Consider the following 15,170-nt stretch of genomic DNA (forward strand, 5'->3'; position numbering starts at 1 on the left):
AGGCGGTCTGTGCGATAACGTGTATAATGACCGCCACCTTATTACCGCTGATATTCAGGAAACATCATGACTAAAGTTATCGCGACGGAAAATGCGCCAGCTGCCATCGGCCCTTATGTGCAGGCTGTTGATCTCGGCAATATGATCCTCACCTCCGGCCAGATCCCGGTCGATCCGAAAACCGGTAGCGTGCCGGAAGATGTCGCGGCGCAGGCGCGCCAGTCTCTCGACAACGTGAAAGCGATCGTCGAGGCCGCTGGCCTGAAAGTGGGCGACATTGTGAAAACCACCGTGTTTGTGAAAGATCTTAACGATTTCGCCACCGTTAACGCCACTTACGAAGCCTTTTTCGCTGAGCATAACGCCACCTTCCCGGCACGTTCTTGCGTGGAAGTCGCGCGCCTGCCGAAAGATGTGAAAATCGAGATTGAAGCGATCGCCGTACGTCGCTAATCCGCATACCGGGTGGCTGCGTAAACGTATCCGGCACGCCAGTTTGCAGGCCGGATAAGCGAGTCGCCATCCGGCCTGTAACACTCCGCACCTCAGCTAAGCCCGCCGTCATCCGGTTCGCAACGCGGCAAAACGACTTTTTCCCCACCGAACGCAACACGATAAGCGAAGCGCCACCGGGCAATTAACGGGTTACTGCCAGCCATAACGACGGCTGTAAAAACCTTTCACCCACTGGGTCAGCGTCATGTAACCAGCCAGAATCGCTACCAGCCACGGGAAGTAGCTCAGCGGCAGCGCCTGCAATTGCAGGTAGCTCGCCAGCGGCGAGAACGGCAACGCAATACCAACGCAAATCACCATCAGCGTCATGGCAATCAGCGGCCATGCGGCGCGGCTCTGGATAAACGGCACGCGACGGGTACGGATCATATGCACAATCAGCGTTTGCGACAGTAAACCAACCACAAACCAGCCAGACTGGAACAGGGTTTGCGCTTCCGGCACATTGGCTTTGAATACCCACCACATCACGCAGAAGGTCACGATGTCGAAGATCGAACTGATCGGCCCGAAGAAGATCATAAAACGCCCGAGATCTGCCGGGTTCCAGCGCTGCGGTTTGGCAATTTGTTCGTCGTCAACGTTATCAAACGGGATCGCCACCTGCGACACATCGTACAGCAGGTTCTGAATCAGTAAGTGCAATGGCAGCATCGGCAGGAACGGCAGGAAGGCGCTCGCCACCAGCACGCTGAAGACGTTACCAAAGTTAGAACTTGCCGTCATTTTGATGTATTTCAGCATGTTGGTGAAGGTCCGCCGCCCTTCAATAACGCCTTCTTCCAGCACCATCAGGCTCTTTTCCAGCAGGATGATATCGGCGGCTTCGCGGGCAATATCGACCGCGCTATCCACGGAAATACCGATATCTGCCGCGCGTAGCGCCGGGGCATCGTTAATGCCGTCGCCCATAAAACCGACCACATGCCCTTCGCGTTTCAACAAGCGAACAATGCGCTCTTTGTGCAGCGGCGTCAGGCGGGCAAACAGCGTGATATGTTTCGCCATCTGCGCCAGTTCATCATCGCTCATATGTTCGATTTCGCTGCCGGTCAGCGCATCACCCACTTCCAGCCCGACTTCATGACACACTTTAGCCGCCACCAGTTCGCTGTCGCCGGTGAGGATCTTAACGGTGATGCCGCTGGCTTTCAGCGCTTTCAGCGCCGGAGCGGTAGTTTCTTTCGGCGGATCGAGGAACGCAATGTAGCCTTCGAGGATCAGATCCGACTCATCCGCACGCTGATAATCTCCCGTGCGCGCGGGCAGGTATTTGGTCGCCACCGCCACCACGCGCAGCCCCTGACGGTTCAGGGTGCTGGTGACGCGTTCAATGCGCCGCAGCATGGTGTCATCCAGCGGGACAATCTCGCCATTAAAGCGGACCTGCGAGCACACACTGATAATTTCCGTCAGCGCGCCTTTGCAGATCAGTTGATGCACATCCGCCTGCTGGGCGACCACCACTGACATCCGGCGGCGTTCAAAATCAAACGGGATCTCATCCACTTTGCGCCAGTCCGAAGAGAGCGTCTGCGCCGCTTCCGCATCGACGCCTTCCAGCACAGCGGTATCCAGCAGGTTTTTCAACCCGGTCTGGTAGTGGCTGTTCAGCCATGCGCTGTGCAGCACCCATTCGCTGACTTTGCCGCTGATATCGGTGTGCGTTTCCAGCACGATCTTATCCTGCGTCAGAGTGCCGGTTTTGTCGGTACACAGAATATCCATCGCGCCAAAGTTCTGGATCGCATCCAGATGTTTAACGATCACTTTCTGTTTTGACAGTTTCACCGCCCCGCGCGCCAGCGTCGAGGTCACGATCATCGGCAACATTTCCGGCGTCAGGCCAACGGCAACCGAGAGGGCAAACAGCGCTGCTTCCCACCAGTCACCTTTGGTAAAGCCGTTGATCAACAAAACGATCGGCGTCATCACCAGCATAAAGCGGATCAGCAGCATGCTGACGCGGCTGATCCCTTTCTGAAAGGCGTTCGGTTCGCTTTCCTGTTCGCTGACGCGCCCGGCCAGTTGCCCGAACCAGGTGTTGCCGCCGGTGCCAATCACCATGGCCTGCGCGGTTCCGCTCACCACATTGGTACCCATAAAGCACAGCGTGTCGCACTCAAGCGGGTTTTTCTGCGCCGTCTGGCGGCTGGTCGCCGCTTTTTCTACCGGCAGGGATTCACCGGTCAGCGAAGCCTGAGCAACGAACAGATCCCGCGCCTGCAAGACGCGCAGATCCGCCGGGATCATGTCGCCCGCCGCCAGCTTGACGATATCGCCCGGTACCAGTTGATCGATCGGGATCTCGCACCAGCTATTCTCGCCCTTTTCATTCACCACCCGCAGCACCGTCGCGGTGTTGCTGACCATCGCTTTCAGCGCATCCGCCGCTTTGGTGGAACGCGCTTCTTGCAGGAAGTTGAGCAGGGTGGAAATCGCTACCATCAGCGCAATCACACCAGCGGCGAACAGATCTTCCGAAGCATAGGAGATCACCCCAAGGCAGGTGAGCAGCAGGTTGAACGGGTTGCGGTAGCAGATCCACAGATGAACCCACCACGGTGACGGTTTCTGCGCCGGGATCAGGTTTTCACCGTGCGTTTCACGCGCCTGCGCCACTTCCTGCTCAGTGAGCCCTTCCGGGTGGCTGGCAAAAGTTTGCCACAGCAGTGTCGGCTCCATTGCAGCAATCGACAGGCAGCGTTCGCCCATCGACGCGGGAATATCGCCGTGGTTAACGGTCTGTACGACGGGCAGCGGATCGCGCTGTACCAGGCGACGCGGTAAATGGCGGTTCAGGCGAGCGAAGAGCTGCCGGGTGAAGTTTTTCAGCATAGTCATATCCTTGCCCCCGCATCGCGCGGGTGCCTTCTGCACATCATCTTTCAGACCCAATCGCGGCGGCGAACCCAGGCGCTAAGCGAGGAATTCAATACCTTGCCGCCTCGATACAGCATGAATGATGGGTGTAAATTTTACGCAAGTGACGTGGCAACGCCGCGCCAGCAGGCGTTTCTGTTTGGGCAGGGACAATAACATCGCTGCCTTACGCATCCGGTAAGGCAGCAAAAGCAGGCTTACCGGGAAACAGTTCTCCATCGCGGGAGAGGTGTGGGATCGGGATCCATCTGGCCTCCGGTAAGTAAGGGTAAGAATTGCATTCGTATGATTACGTGGCGGTATCATAGCCCTGCTGAATTAAACCAAACGTATACGCAACGATATTTAGCCGCACAAAGCGCATAAACCAGACTTTGCTCATTGCTGAGCGGTTGGAACCTGAACGAAACTCCTCTATTCTGCAATCCGCCTTAATAAGGAACAGGACAGGACGCATGCAAAACCGGCTGACAATCAAAGACATTGCGCGCTTAAGCGGGGTGGGGAAATCCACCGTCTCCCGCGTGCTGAATAATGAAAGCGGCGTGAGCCAGCGGACACGCGAAAAAGTGGAGGCCATCGTCAATCAACACGGTTTCTCCCCTTCCCGTTCCGCACGCGCCATGCGCGGGCAAAGCGACAAAGTAGTGGCGATTATCGTCTCGCGTCTCGATTCCCTGTCGGAAAACCTTGCGGTACAGACCATGCTCCCCGCCTTCTACGAACAGGGTTACGACCCGATCATGATGGAGAGCCAGTTTTCGCCGGAACTGGTCGGCGAGCATTTACAGATGCTGAGCCACCGCAATATCGACGGCGTCGTGCTGTTTGGTTTTACCGGTATTACCGAAGAGCTGCTGGCCTCCTGGCAGTCATCGTTGGTACTGCTGGCGCGCGACGCGAACGGTTTTTCTTCGGTTTGTTACGACGACGAAGGCGCCATTGAGCTATTAATGGAAAAACTCTACGCTCAGGGCCATCGCCATATCAGCTTTATCGGCGTGCCGCACAGCGATGTCACGACCGGCAAACGCCGCCACGATGCTTATCTGGCATGCTGCCAGCGATACCAGCTTGAACCACTCTCCGTACTGCCTGGCCTTGCCATGAAGCAGGGTTACGACCATGTTGCTGAAGTGCTGACGCCGCAAACCACCGCGCTACTGTGCGCTACCGATACGCTGGCGCTTGGTGCCAGCAAATACTTGCAGCAACAGCGCATCGAAAACCTGCAACTTGCCAGCGTCGGTAATACGCCGTTGATGAAGTTTTTGCATCCGGAAATTGTTACCGTCGATCCCGGCTATGCCCAGGCAGGCCGCCAGGCTGCTGCCCAGTTAATAGAACAAGTTAATGGTCGCGCTGATTTACGGCAAATTGTGATCCCCGCCAGACTCGCCTGATTGTGCCGTACGGTTTATTGTGATCCTCGCCCGGTTTCGGGAACGTTCCCATTTTCTATTTTTTTGCTCCTGGTTACGCTTTGCTCCGGTCATTACGCATCATTTCTCCTTCGAGAGGCACCTTGATGGGCAAAGTAAATCAATCAGATATTGAGAAGTTGATCGCACTGGTGGGCGGACGCGAAAACATCGCTACTGTCAGCCACTGTATTACGCGGTTACGCTTCGTGTTGAACAATCCGGCAGCGGCCAACCCGCAAGAGATTGAGCAGTTGCCGATGGTTAAAGGCTGTTTCACCAATGCCGGACAGTTTCAGGTGGTGATCGGCACCAACGTTGGCGACTACTATCAGGCGCTGCGCGAAGCCACCGGCCTGGCGCATGCTGATAAAGAGCAGGCCAAGCTGGCGGCGCGGCAAAATATGAAATGGCACGAGCGCCTGATCTCTCATTTTGCTGAGATCTTTTTCCCGCTTCTCCCGGCGCTGATCAGCGGAGGCCTGGTTCTCGGTTTTCGTAATGTGATCGGCGATGTGCCGATGAGCAATGGCCAGACGCTGGCGCAGATGTTCCCGTCGCTGAAAACGGTCTACGACTTCCTGTGGCTGATTGGCGAAGCGATTTTCTTCTATTTGCCGGTTGGCATCTGCTGGTCAGCGGTGCGCAAAATGGGCGGAACGCCGATCCTCGGGATCGTACTGGGCATAACGCTGGTGTCACCGCAGCTGATGAATGCCTATCTGCTGGGTTCGCAAACGCCGGAAGCATGGAATTTCGGCCTGTTTACCATCGCCAAAGTCGGTTATCAGGCGCAGGTTATCCCGGCGCTGCTGGCGGGTCTGATGCTGGGCGTGATTGAAACGCGCTTAAAACGCCTGGTGCCGGATTACCTCTATCTGGTGGTCGTACCGGTCTGCTCGTTAATCCTGGCGGTGTTCCTCGCCCACGCCTTTATCGGCCCGTTCGGCCGCATGATTGGCGATGGCGTGGCTTATACGGTTCGTCATCTGATGACCGGAAGCTTTGCCCCGATTGGCGCCGCGCTGTTTGGTTTTCTCTATGCGCCGCTGGTTATCACTGGCGTACATCAAACCACGCTGGCGATCGATATGCAGATGATCCAGAGCATGGGCGGAACGCCGGTATGGCCGCTGATTGCGCTTTCCAATATCGCTCAGGGGTCAGCAGTGGTCGGTATCATCATCGCCAGCCGTAAACAAAATGAACGCGAGGTTTCCGTGCCTGCCGCCATCTCCGCCTTTTTAGGCGTCACCGAACCCGCGATGTACGGCATTAACCTGAAATACCGCTTCCCGATGCTGTGCGCCATGGTTGGCTCCGGCTTCGCCGGGTTGCTGTGCGGTCTGAACGGCGTAATGGCGAACGGTATCGGCGTCGGCGGTTTGCCGGGCATTCTCTCCATTCAACCCACCTACTGGCAGGTCTTTACGCTTGCGATGGCCATCGCCGTGGTGATCCCTATTGCCCTCACTTCCTTTGTTTATCAGCGCAAGTTCCGTCAAGGCACTTTGCAGATTGTGTAATGTTTGGGGCGCGTTTGCGCCCCCTTTGTTTTCGCAGGAATTGCTATGAATACCCTTCCCCACTGGTGGCAAAACGGCGTCATTTATCAGATTTACCCAAAAAGTTTTCAGGACTCGACCGGCAGCGGTACCGGTGATTTACGCGGCGTTATCGCCCGCCTCGACTATTTGCAAACCCTGGGTGTGGATGCCATCTGGCTGACACCGTTCTACATTTCCCCACAAATCGACAATGGTTACGACGTAGCGAATTACACCGCGATTGACCCCGCTTACGGTACGCTGGAAGACTTTGACGAACTGGTAGCACAGGCGCACCAACGCGGAATACGCCTGATTCTGGATATGGTGTTCAATCACACCTCAACGCAGCACGCCTGGTTTCAGGAGGCGCAGGATCCCACCAGCCCTTACCGCAATTTCTATATCTGGCGCGACGGCGAACCGGACGTACCACCAAACAACTGGCGTTCCAAATTCGGCGGCAGCGCGTGGCGCTGGCACAGCCAGAGCGGCCAGTACTATTTGCACCTTTTTGCGCCGGAGCAGGCCGATCTCAACTGGGAAAACCCGGCAGTCCGCGACGCGCTAAAAGAGGTCTGCGCTTTCTGGGCGGATCGCGGCGTTGACGGTTTACGTCTCGATGTCATCAATTTAATCTCCAAAGAGCAGGATTTCCCGGACGATCACGACGGGGACGGGCGACGCTTTTATACTGATGGCCCGCGGGCGCACGAATTTCTGCAGGAGATGAGCCGCGAGGTTTTCCAGCCGCGCGAACTGATGACGGTGGGTGAAATGTCCTCTACCTCGCTGGCGAACTGTAAGCGCTATGGCGCGCTGGACGGCAGTGAACTGTCGATGACCTTTAATTTTCACCACCTGAAGGTGGACTACCCCAACGGCGAAAAATGGGTTCTCGCCCGGCCGGATTATGCGGCGCTGAAAGCGCTGTTCCGCCACTGGCAGCAGGGGATGCATAACGTCGCATGGAATGCGCTGTTCTGGTGTAACCACGATCAGCCGCGCGTTGCGTCACGCTTTGGCGATGAAGGCATGCTGCGCGTTCCGTCTGCCAAAATGCTGGCGATGATTTTGCACGGCATGCAGGGCACGCCCTATATCTATCAGGGCGAAGAGATTGGCATGACCAACCCGCACTTTTCCCGCATTACCGATTACCGCGACATCGAAAGCCACAATATGTTTGCTGAGCAGCGCGCCGCCGGACGTGAGGCGGAAGAACTGCTGGCGATTCTGGCCAGTAAATCCCGCGACAACAGCCGTACGCCGATGCAGTGGAGCGCCCGCAAAAATGCCGGCTTCACCACTGGCGACCCGTGGATTGGCCTGTGCGACAACTACCGTGAAATCAACGTTGAGAAGGCCATCAGCGATCCGGGCTCAGTGTTTTATACCTACCAGAAACTCATCCGTCTGCGTAAAACACTGCCGCTGCTCACCTGGGGCGATTATCAGGATCTGCTGCCCACGCATCAGTATCTGTGGTGTTACCGCCGCCAGTGGCAGAGCGAAACGCTGCTGGTTATTGCTAATCTGAGCAACACATTTCAACCGTGGCATCCGGAAGAGATGCCCGGCGACTGGCAGGTTGTGATCAGCAACTATGCTGAAGTCTCCGCAAAACCTGGCGACATGGTACTTCGGCCGTTCGAGGCCGTGTGGTGGCGACAGTCTTAGACTTATTCTACTAAACGCAAACACAACAGCAGGCATAAGCCTGCTGTTTTTGTTGCATTTTTAGTCAAAAGGAGAACGCTAAAATTTACATTCCGCCAGGGTGCCCGTCCTCTGTGCTATCCAATTTTTACTTTGTCCTGAGTCAATAAAAACGCAAACATGTTTGATGCAAATCACTATATATAGAAATTAGAATGCTCTCCGGCCCAACATCTTGTATTTTCCGTCTACTATTCAAACAAGCCGCCCCCACGGGAAGCTATACACATTGTGGATAACGCGGGCCAAAACGAGACAAACTCATTGGTTTTAGTAATGAATAGCTAAGCCATCAGTGCGTCTTCCATTGTGGATAACCTGTTTTTTAAAATGGAGTAATCATGACACCGCATGTGATGAAACGAGATGGCTGTAAAGTGCCTTTCAAATCAGAGCGCATTCAAGAAGCGATTTTGCGTGCAGCTAAAGCAGCGGGAGTCGATGACGCAGATTATTGCGCCACCGTCGCAGACGTAATCAGTCGTCAAATGCAGGATCGGTCGCAGGTTGATATCAGCGAGATCCAGACGGCCGTTGAAAACCAGTTGATGTCCGGGCCGTACAAACAACTGGCGCGCGCCTATATCGAATATCGCCACGATCGCGATATCGCGCGTGAAAAACGTGGCCGCCTGAACCAGGATATTCGCGGGCTTGTCGAGCAGACCAACTCGGCGCTGCTGAACGAGAACGCCAACAAAGACAGTAAAGTGATCCCGACGCAGCGCGATTTGCTGGCGGGGATTGTTGCCAAACACTATGCCCGTCAGCACTTGCTGCCGCGCGATGTCGTGCTGGCCCACGAACGCGGCGAAATCCACTATCACGATCTGGATTACTCGCCGTTCTTCCCGATGTTCAACTGCATGCTGATCGATCTGAAAGGCATGCTGACGCACGGCTTTAAAATGGGTAACGCGGAGATCGAGCCACCGAAATCGATCTCGACCGCGACCGCCGTCACCGCGCAGATCATCGCCCAGGTCGCCAGCCATATTTACGGCGGTACCACCATTAACCGTATCGATGAAGTGCTGGCGCCGTTTGTCACCGCCAGCTTCAAAAAACATCGCAAGGTAGCGGAAGAGTGGCAGATTCCGGACGCTGACGGCTACGCCCACAGCCGCACCGAGAAAGAGTGTTACGACGCGTTCCAGTCGCTGGAATATGAAGTCAACACGCTGCACACCGCTAACGGTCAGACGCCGTTCGTCACCTTTGGTTTCGGCCTGGGTACCAGTTGGGAATCCCGTCTGATTCAGCAATCCATTCTGCGTAACCGTATTGCCGGTCTGGGTAAAAACCGCAAAACCGCCGTGTTCCCGAAACTGGTGTTCGCCATCCGTGACGGTCTGAATCATAAGTTTGACGATCCGAATTATGACATCAAGCAGCTGGCGCTTGAGTGCGCAAGCAAGCGTATGTATCCGGATATTCTGAACTACGATCAAGTGGTTAAGGTCACCGGTTCGTTCAAAACGCCAATGGGCTGTCGCAGCTTCCTCGGCGTCTATGAAGAGAACGGCGAGCAGATCCACGACGGGCGTAATAACCTGGGCGTTATCAGCCTGAACCTGCCACGCATTGCGCTGGAAGCGAAAGGCAACGAAGCGGCGTTCTGGAAACTGCTCGACAGCCGCCTGGAACTGGCACGTAAAGCGCTGATGACCCGCATCGCCCGTCTGGAAGGTGTGAAAGCGCGCGTGGCGCCAATCCTTTACATGGAAGGCGCGTGTGGCGTACGTCTGAAAGCGGATGACGATATTTCCTCTATTTTCAAAAATGGTCGCGCGTCGATTTCACTGGGCTACATCGGCATTCACGAAACCATCAATGCGCTCTCCGGCAACAAGCATATTTACGACAGCGAAGCGCTGCGGGCTAAAGGCGTGGCGATTGTCGAACGCCTGCGCCAGGCGGTCGATCAGTGGAAAGAAGAGACCGGCTACGGCTTCAGCCTCTACAGCACGCCGAGCGAGAACCTGTGTGACCGCTTCTGCCGCCTTGATACCGCTGAGTTTGGTGTCGTGGATGGAGTGACCGACAAAGGCTACTACACCAACAGCTTCCACCTCGACGTCGAGAAAAAGGTTAACCCGTACGACAAGATCGATTTCGAAGCGCCGTATCCGCCTTTGGCCAGTGGCGGTTTTATCTGCTACGGCGAGTATCCGAACATTCAGCACAACCTGCGGGCGCTGGAAGATGTCTGGGATTACAGCTATCAGCACGTACCGTATTACGGCACCAATACGCCCATTGATGAGTGTTACGAGTGCGGTTTTACCGGCGAGTTTGAGTGCACCAGTAAAGGCTTCACCTGCCCGAAATGCGGCAACCACGACGCCGCGCGCGTTTCGGTCACGCGCCGCGTTTGCGGTTATCTCGGCAGCCCGGATGCGCGTCCGTTTAACGCCGGTAAACAGGAAGAAGTTAAACGCCGCGTGAAACACCTCGGTAACGGGCAACTCGGTTAACACCTCCGTTGCCCGGTGAATGACGTTTACCCGCGCCGGGCACACGGTCAATGAGGCCACCGTAGCTGATTGCCCGATGGCGCTACGCTTATCGGGCCTACGTTTTCTGCCGCTACAATTTTCCGTCTGATGCGTTTCCTCTAAGCAGTTGACGTTGTAGCAAGGCGGCAAACGAGTAAATCCCGGGGAGCTTACTCCAGTAAGTGACCCGGGTGCGCTCGAGCGGCCAACGCAGCTACAGCGCCAAATGCGACGAGGAAAAATGAATTACCACCAATACTACCCTGTAGATATTGTTAATGGCCCCGGCACCCGCTGCACCCTGTTCGTCTCCGGCTGCGTACACGAATGCCCCGGCTGTTACAACAAAAGCACGTGGCGGCTCAATTCCGGTGTTCCATTTACGCCGGAGATGGAAGATCGCATCATCGCCGATCTCAACGATACGCGCGTTAAACGCCAGGGCATTTCGCTCTCCGGCGGCGATCCGCTGCATCCGCAGAACGTGCCGGACATTTTAAAGCTGGTAACCCGCATTCGCGCCGAATGCCCCGGCAAAGATATCTGGGTGTGGACCGGTTACAAAATGGATGAACTGAATACCGCCCAGCTTGAGGTGGTGGCCCTGATCAACGTGCTGATTGACGGCAAATTCGTTCAGGATCTGAAAGACCCGATGCTGATCTGGCGCGGCAGCAGCAACCAGGTTGTGCATCACTTGCGGTGAATACCGCTACAACCGCTTACAGGCGTGCCGGTAAGCGGCTCAAAAACTCAGTGCGAAGAGATAAAGTCAGAAGCCGGATGCGGCGGCGGGACGGCGAAACTCTGCTGCATTCTCTGCACTTCTTGCGCAGGCGGCAGGCCAAACAACCGTTTGAACTCGCGATTAAATTGTGATGGGCTTTCATACCCCACCGCATAGCTGGCTGCGGCAGCCGTCATCTCCTGGCGAACCATCAGCATTCGCGCCTGGTGCAGCCGCACTGATTTGACATACTGCATTGGCGGCATCTGCGTCATCGTTTTGAAATGGCTATGGAATGTGGGCACGCTCATCCCCGCCTCGTCTGCCAGTTGTCTCAGGCTCAGCGTTTGATGATACGCAGCATGAATATGCCGTAGCACCTTACAAATCCTGCCGAATTGCCCCTGCAGCGCCAGCGCGGAACGCATGGCATGCCCCTGCGCCCCGGTTAATACGCGAAAATAGAGCTCGCGCACCAGCGCTGGCCCAAGGACCGACGCCTCCAGCGGGGAGCTTAGCGCCTCCAGCAACCGCAATACCGATTTCCGCATCCCGCCGTCCATCGGACTGGACATCATACTTTGCGGCGCAGCCGCTGCATGCGTGGCTCCCTGCTGCTCAATATGGAGTAACAACTCTGCCGCGACCTGAAAATCGAGATGCATATAGATAGCCAGCAACGGGTGAGCGGCAGAAGCCTCGGTTTCCATCACAAAAGGCACCGGAACCGAAACGGCCAGATAATGCTGTTCATCATAAAGGTAGAGCTGCTCGCCGAAATAGCCGCGTTTACTGCCCTGGCAGACAATGACAATGCCGGGGTCGTAGAGGACGGGCGTTCTGGCGAGCGGGCGATCGGATCGCAGAATACGGATATCCGCTAGCGCCGTCAGATTGTAGCCCTCCTGCGGAGCCAGTTCTTTCAATAGCGCCACCATTTGCGGCTGGTCGGAGAAATGCATCGTCACACATTAACTCAGAATTTTAGGCAATAAAAAGAGAATATATGGCCTAAAAAACATCCAGTACAGACAATATTATGCAGCTTCCATTTTTCATGGGAGTACGACAATGTCCGCAGAAAAAATTGTTTTTATTACCGGTGTCAGCAGCGGTTTTGGCCGTGCGCTGGCGCAGGAAGCGCTGACCGCAGGCTATCGCGTGATCGGTACGGTGCGCAATACAGAGGCAAAACACGCGTTTGAGGCGCTGTCATCCGACCGCGCTTACGGGCGCATCCTGGATATTACGGATTTCTCCGCGATCGACAATGTCATTGCCGAAGCACAAACCAGCGTGGGGACAATTGATGTGCTGGTGAATAACGCGGGTTACGGTCATGAAGGAGTGATGGAGGAGTCATCGCTGGACGCCCTGCGCCACCAGTTTGAGGTTAACGTGTTCGGCGCCGTCGCCATGATGAAAGCGGTACTTCCAGGCATGCGCCAACGGCGTCGCGGGCACATCATCAACATCACCTCAATGGGGGGATTTATTACTATGCCGGGCATTACTTACTACTGCGGCAGCAAATTTGCGCTGGAGGGGATTTCCGACGCGCTGGGCAAAGAGGTGCAGCCGTTTGGCATTTTTGTTACCGCCGTCGCGCCCGGTTCGTTTCGTACTGAATGGGCGGGCCGTTCGATGATCCGTTCGCCCCGCTCGATTGCCGATTACGATGCGATTTTCGATCCTATTCGCAAAGCGCGCGAGGAGAAAAGCGGCAAGCAACTGGGCGATACAGCAAAAGCCGCCCGCGCGATGCTGGCCATTATGCAAAGCGCTACGCCGCCTGCCCACCTGCTGTTAGGTAGCGATGCGCTCACGCTGGTGCGGGAGAAGCTGGCGACGCTGACAATAGAAATCAATGCCTGGGAGAGCGTGACACGTTCCACCGACGGGTAACCTCCTAAACAACCGGGTAGCCACTACCCGGTTGTGTCAAAACCGGCTGACGCACTCCATCGCCACGCTTCGGAAGGCGGCGAAATTGGCGCAATCACAAAGCCTTGAAGCTGCGCGCTCGCGCAGGAAGGTGACAAAAATATCGTAGATCGCCATCGCCTCTTCATACTCGCTTTTACTGATCGCCAGCAGGAAGATGACATGCGCGATCTCCTCGCCCCACTGAATGCCTTTTGGTGCGAGCACGGTGTAGACAACGGTTTTTTTCGCCAGCAACCCCAGCGCATGCGGCAACGCGATGCCTTCGCCGAGCATGGTGCTGACAATCGCTTCACGCTCCACCACAGAATCCACAAACTCTGCGCCGACAAAACCTTCATCCTGAAGCTGATCGCAAAGGGTTTTAAACAGCGTCTGCTGATCCATCGCGCCGTCGATAATGCGGAAATGTGCGGCATCAAAATACTTTTCCAGCATCCACGGGCGCGTTCTGTCCACCAGCACCAGTTTGCCAATCTGCTCCAGTTGGTAATCGGTGGGGAAAGGCGCGATGGTGACGATCGGTTTGTCTTTCTCGCTGATCCGCGCGGTGGAAATAACAAAATCTTCCGCAATACCATCGCACTGCTCGTAGTCGCGCAGCGTCACGGTGCGCGAGACAACAATTTGCGGATATTTGCGCGCCAGCACCGCTTCAATCATCCGCACCATCGCATTTCCGGCATCGCACACCAGCAGCACACGCGGCTGGCGCTGGTAGCCAATGTTGTAGTGGCGCTCAAGCCCTACACCAATATGCAGCACCAGGAAGCCAATTTCGTTTTCGCTGATGACATACGGCGTATATTTGCCCCAACTGGATACCGCCGCCAGCGTCATATCCCAGGCCATCGGATAATGCTGTTTGATGTTATCCAGCAATGGGTTAGGAATCATGATCTGGTAGCGCACGCGGGTGATCATGGTTTTAATGTGCGTCAGTAAATCGGCGTGCAACTGATCGTCGTTTTGCAGGTTGTAGTTATAGTGCGTGTTGATATAGCCGAGAATGTAGTTCACCAGCGTTTCGTCGTCGTCCGCGCTAATCGCGCTCGGCGCAATCTCCTGCACGCGCCGCCCGGCAATATGCACCCGCAGCCAGTGCTCTTCCGACGCTGCCAGCGTTTTTCCCGCCAGTTGCTGTAGCGCGGCAGAAATGGCGCGCGCCGCATCGCGCACGTTCTCATCACCATCTTCGGCGGTAAATTCCGAGAGCGGATACCCTTCGCTGATACGTCGCACCGCCACTGCACAATAGAGGCGGATAAACAGATCGCCCTCATCAGTCAGGCGGATGTGGTAACGGCTAAAGCAGTCATGCAGAATGGCGGCCAGTGCTTCCGGCACGCCAGGATTGAGCGCCTCTTCGGTAATCAGCGGGTTGTGGGCGTTCTGCTGCGCCAGTTCAAACAGCAGATCCGTCAGACAGGCGCGCAGCGCCATCTCGCTGCCAAACAGCTTCATGCCGTGGCGCGGACGGGTTTCCAGCGTCAGGCGATAACGGGAAAACCACTCACGCACTTCGGTCATGTCGTTTTGCAGCGTGGCGCGGCTGACAAACCACTCATCCGCCAGATCTTCCAGCTTCAGGGAAAAAGCCGAGGTCAGAAACCGCACCACCAGGTAGTGCACGCGTTCCGGCCCGCTGCGGGGAATGCGCAGCGCGCGCGGGCGGGTGGCCTGTAATGTCTGATAACGCGTTGCGTCATCGATCTTCAGTTGATAACCGCTGCCGCGCGTCAAAATAAACTGTGCGCCGTGGTGCTCCAGCAGCGCATTTAAGGCGGTGATATCGGCCCGAACGGTACGCGTGGAGACCGACAGCCTTTGTGCCAGTTCATCCTGCGGCAGTGTCTCGTTTTGCAACATCATAAACAGCTGCGCTAAACGTTGGTTCGGGAATCGCACGTCAGTC

11 protein-coding genes are annotated in these 15,170 nt (G+C 55.9%); 7 read left to right on the forward strand and 4 right to left on the reverse strand.

Annotated features, from left to right (window positions below):
• Positions 1-66 precede the first annotated feature (66 nt).
• On the forward strand, positions 67-453 hold the full coding sequence (gene ridA, locus CWM66_RS20450) for a 2-iminobutanoate/2-iminopropanoate deaminase (RefSeq protein WP_035887044.1): 387 nt from the start codon (positions 67-69) through the stop codon (positions 451-453).
• Positions 454-645: 192 nt separating this feature from the next.
• On the opposite strand, the gene mgtA is transcribed toward ridA, so the two are convergent.
• Entirely contained in the window at positions 646-3,354 is a 2,709-nt protein-coding gene (mgtA, locus tag CWM66_RS20455; protein WP_107147172.1) for a magnesium-translocating P-type ATPase, read from the reverse strand.
• Between the two features lie 242 nt (positions 3,355-3,596).
• The gene (gene mgtL / locus CWM66_RS29565; RefSeq protein WP_107147173.1) at positions 3,597-3,680 is read right to left on the reverse strand and encodes a mgtA regulatory leader peptide MgtL; all 84 of its coding nucleotides are present in this window, start codon (positions 3,678-3,680) and stop codon (positions 3,597-3,599) included.
• A gap of 174 nt (positions 3,681-3,854) precedes the next feature.
• On the opposite strand from mgtL, the gene treR reads away from it, so the two are divergent.
• The 5 genes from treR (at position 3,855) to nrdG (ending at position 11,290) form a co-directional block, all read left to right on the forward strand.
• Positions 3,855-4,802: a trehalose operon repressor TreR gene (treR, locus tag CWM66_RS20465; protein ID WP_072440914.1), complete on the forward strand. Its 948-nt coding sequence runs from the start codon at positions 3,855-3,857 to the stop codon at positions 4,800-4,802.
• A 125-nt stretch (positions 4,803-4,927) separates the two neighbouring features.
• On the forward strand, positions 4,928-6,346 hold the full coding sequence (gene treB / locus CWM66_RS20470) for a PTS trehalose transporter subunit IIBC (RefSeq protein WP_007372824.1): 1,419 nt from the start codon (positions 4,928-4,930) through the stop codon (positions 6,344-6,346).
• A 45-nt stretch (positions 6,347-6,391) separates the two neighbouring features.
• A complete protein-coding gene (treC, locus tag CWM66_RS20475; protein WP_007372823.1) occupies positions 6,392-8,047 on the forward strand; it encodes an alpha,alpha-phosphotrehalase in 1,656 nt (551 codons plus the stop codon).
• A 380-nt stretch (positions 8,048-8,427) separates the two neighbouring features.
• Positions 8,428-10,563 (forward strand): anaerobic ribonucleoside-triphosphate reductase, encoded by a 2,136-nt coding sequence (gene nrdD / locus CWM66_RS20480; protein ID WP_007372822.1) that lies wholly within the window; start codon positions 8,428-8,430, stop codon positions 10,561-10,563.
• 262 nt (positions 10,564-10,825) lie between these two features.
• A complete protein-coding gene (gene nrdG, locus CWM66_RS20485) occupies positions 10,826-11,290 on the forward strand; it encodes an anaerobic ribonucleoside-triphosphate reductase-activating protein (protein ID WP_007372821.1) in 465 nt (154 codons plus the stop codon).
• A 47-nt stretch (positions 11,291-11,337) separates the two neighbouring features.
• On the opposite strand, the gene CWM66_RS20490 is transcribed toward nrdG, so the two are convergent.
• A complete protein-coding gene (locus CWM66_RS20490) occupies positions 11,338-12,273 on the reverse strand; it encodes an AraC family transcriptional regulator (protein WP_233218412.1) in 936 nt (311 codons plus the stop codon).
• Between the two features lie 109 nt (positions 12,274-12,382).
• On the opposite strand from CWM66_RS20490, the gene CWM66_RS20495 reads away from it, so the two are divergent.
• Positions 12,383-13,216, forward strand: a complete 834-nt coding sequence (locus CWM66_RS20495) for an oxidoreductase (protein ID WP_107147174.1) — start codon at positions 12,383-12,385, stop codon at positions 13,214-13,216.
• A 36-nt stretch (positions 13,217-13,252) separates the two neighbouring features.
• Here the strand turns inward: CWM66_RS20495 and CWM66_RS20500 are convergent, their stop codons facing one another.
• Positions 13,253-15,163, reverse strand: a complete 1,911-nt coding sequence (locus tag CWM66_RS20500) for a transcription antiterminator (RefSeq protein WP_035887032.1) — start codon at positions 15,161-15,163, stop codon at positions 13,253-13,255.
• Between the last annotated feature and the right edge of the window lie 7 nt (positions 15,164-15,170).

It is taken from the genome of Kosakonia sp. H7A (assembly GCF_003028445.1).
Lineage (GTDB): Bacteria > Pseudomonadota > Gammaproteobacteria > Enterobacterales > Enterobacteriaceae > Kosakonia > Kosakonia radicincitans.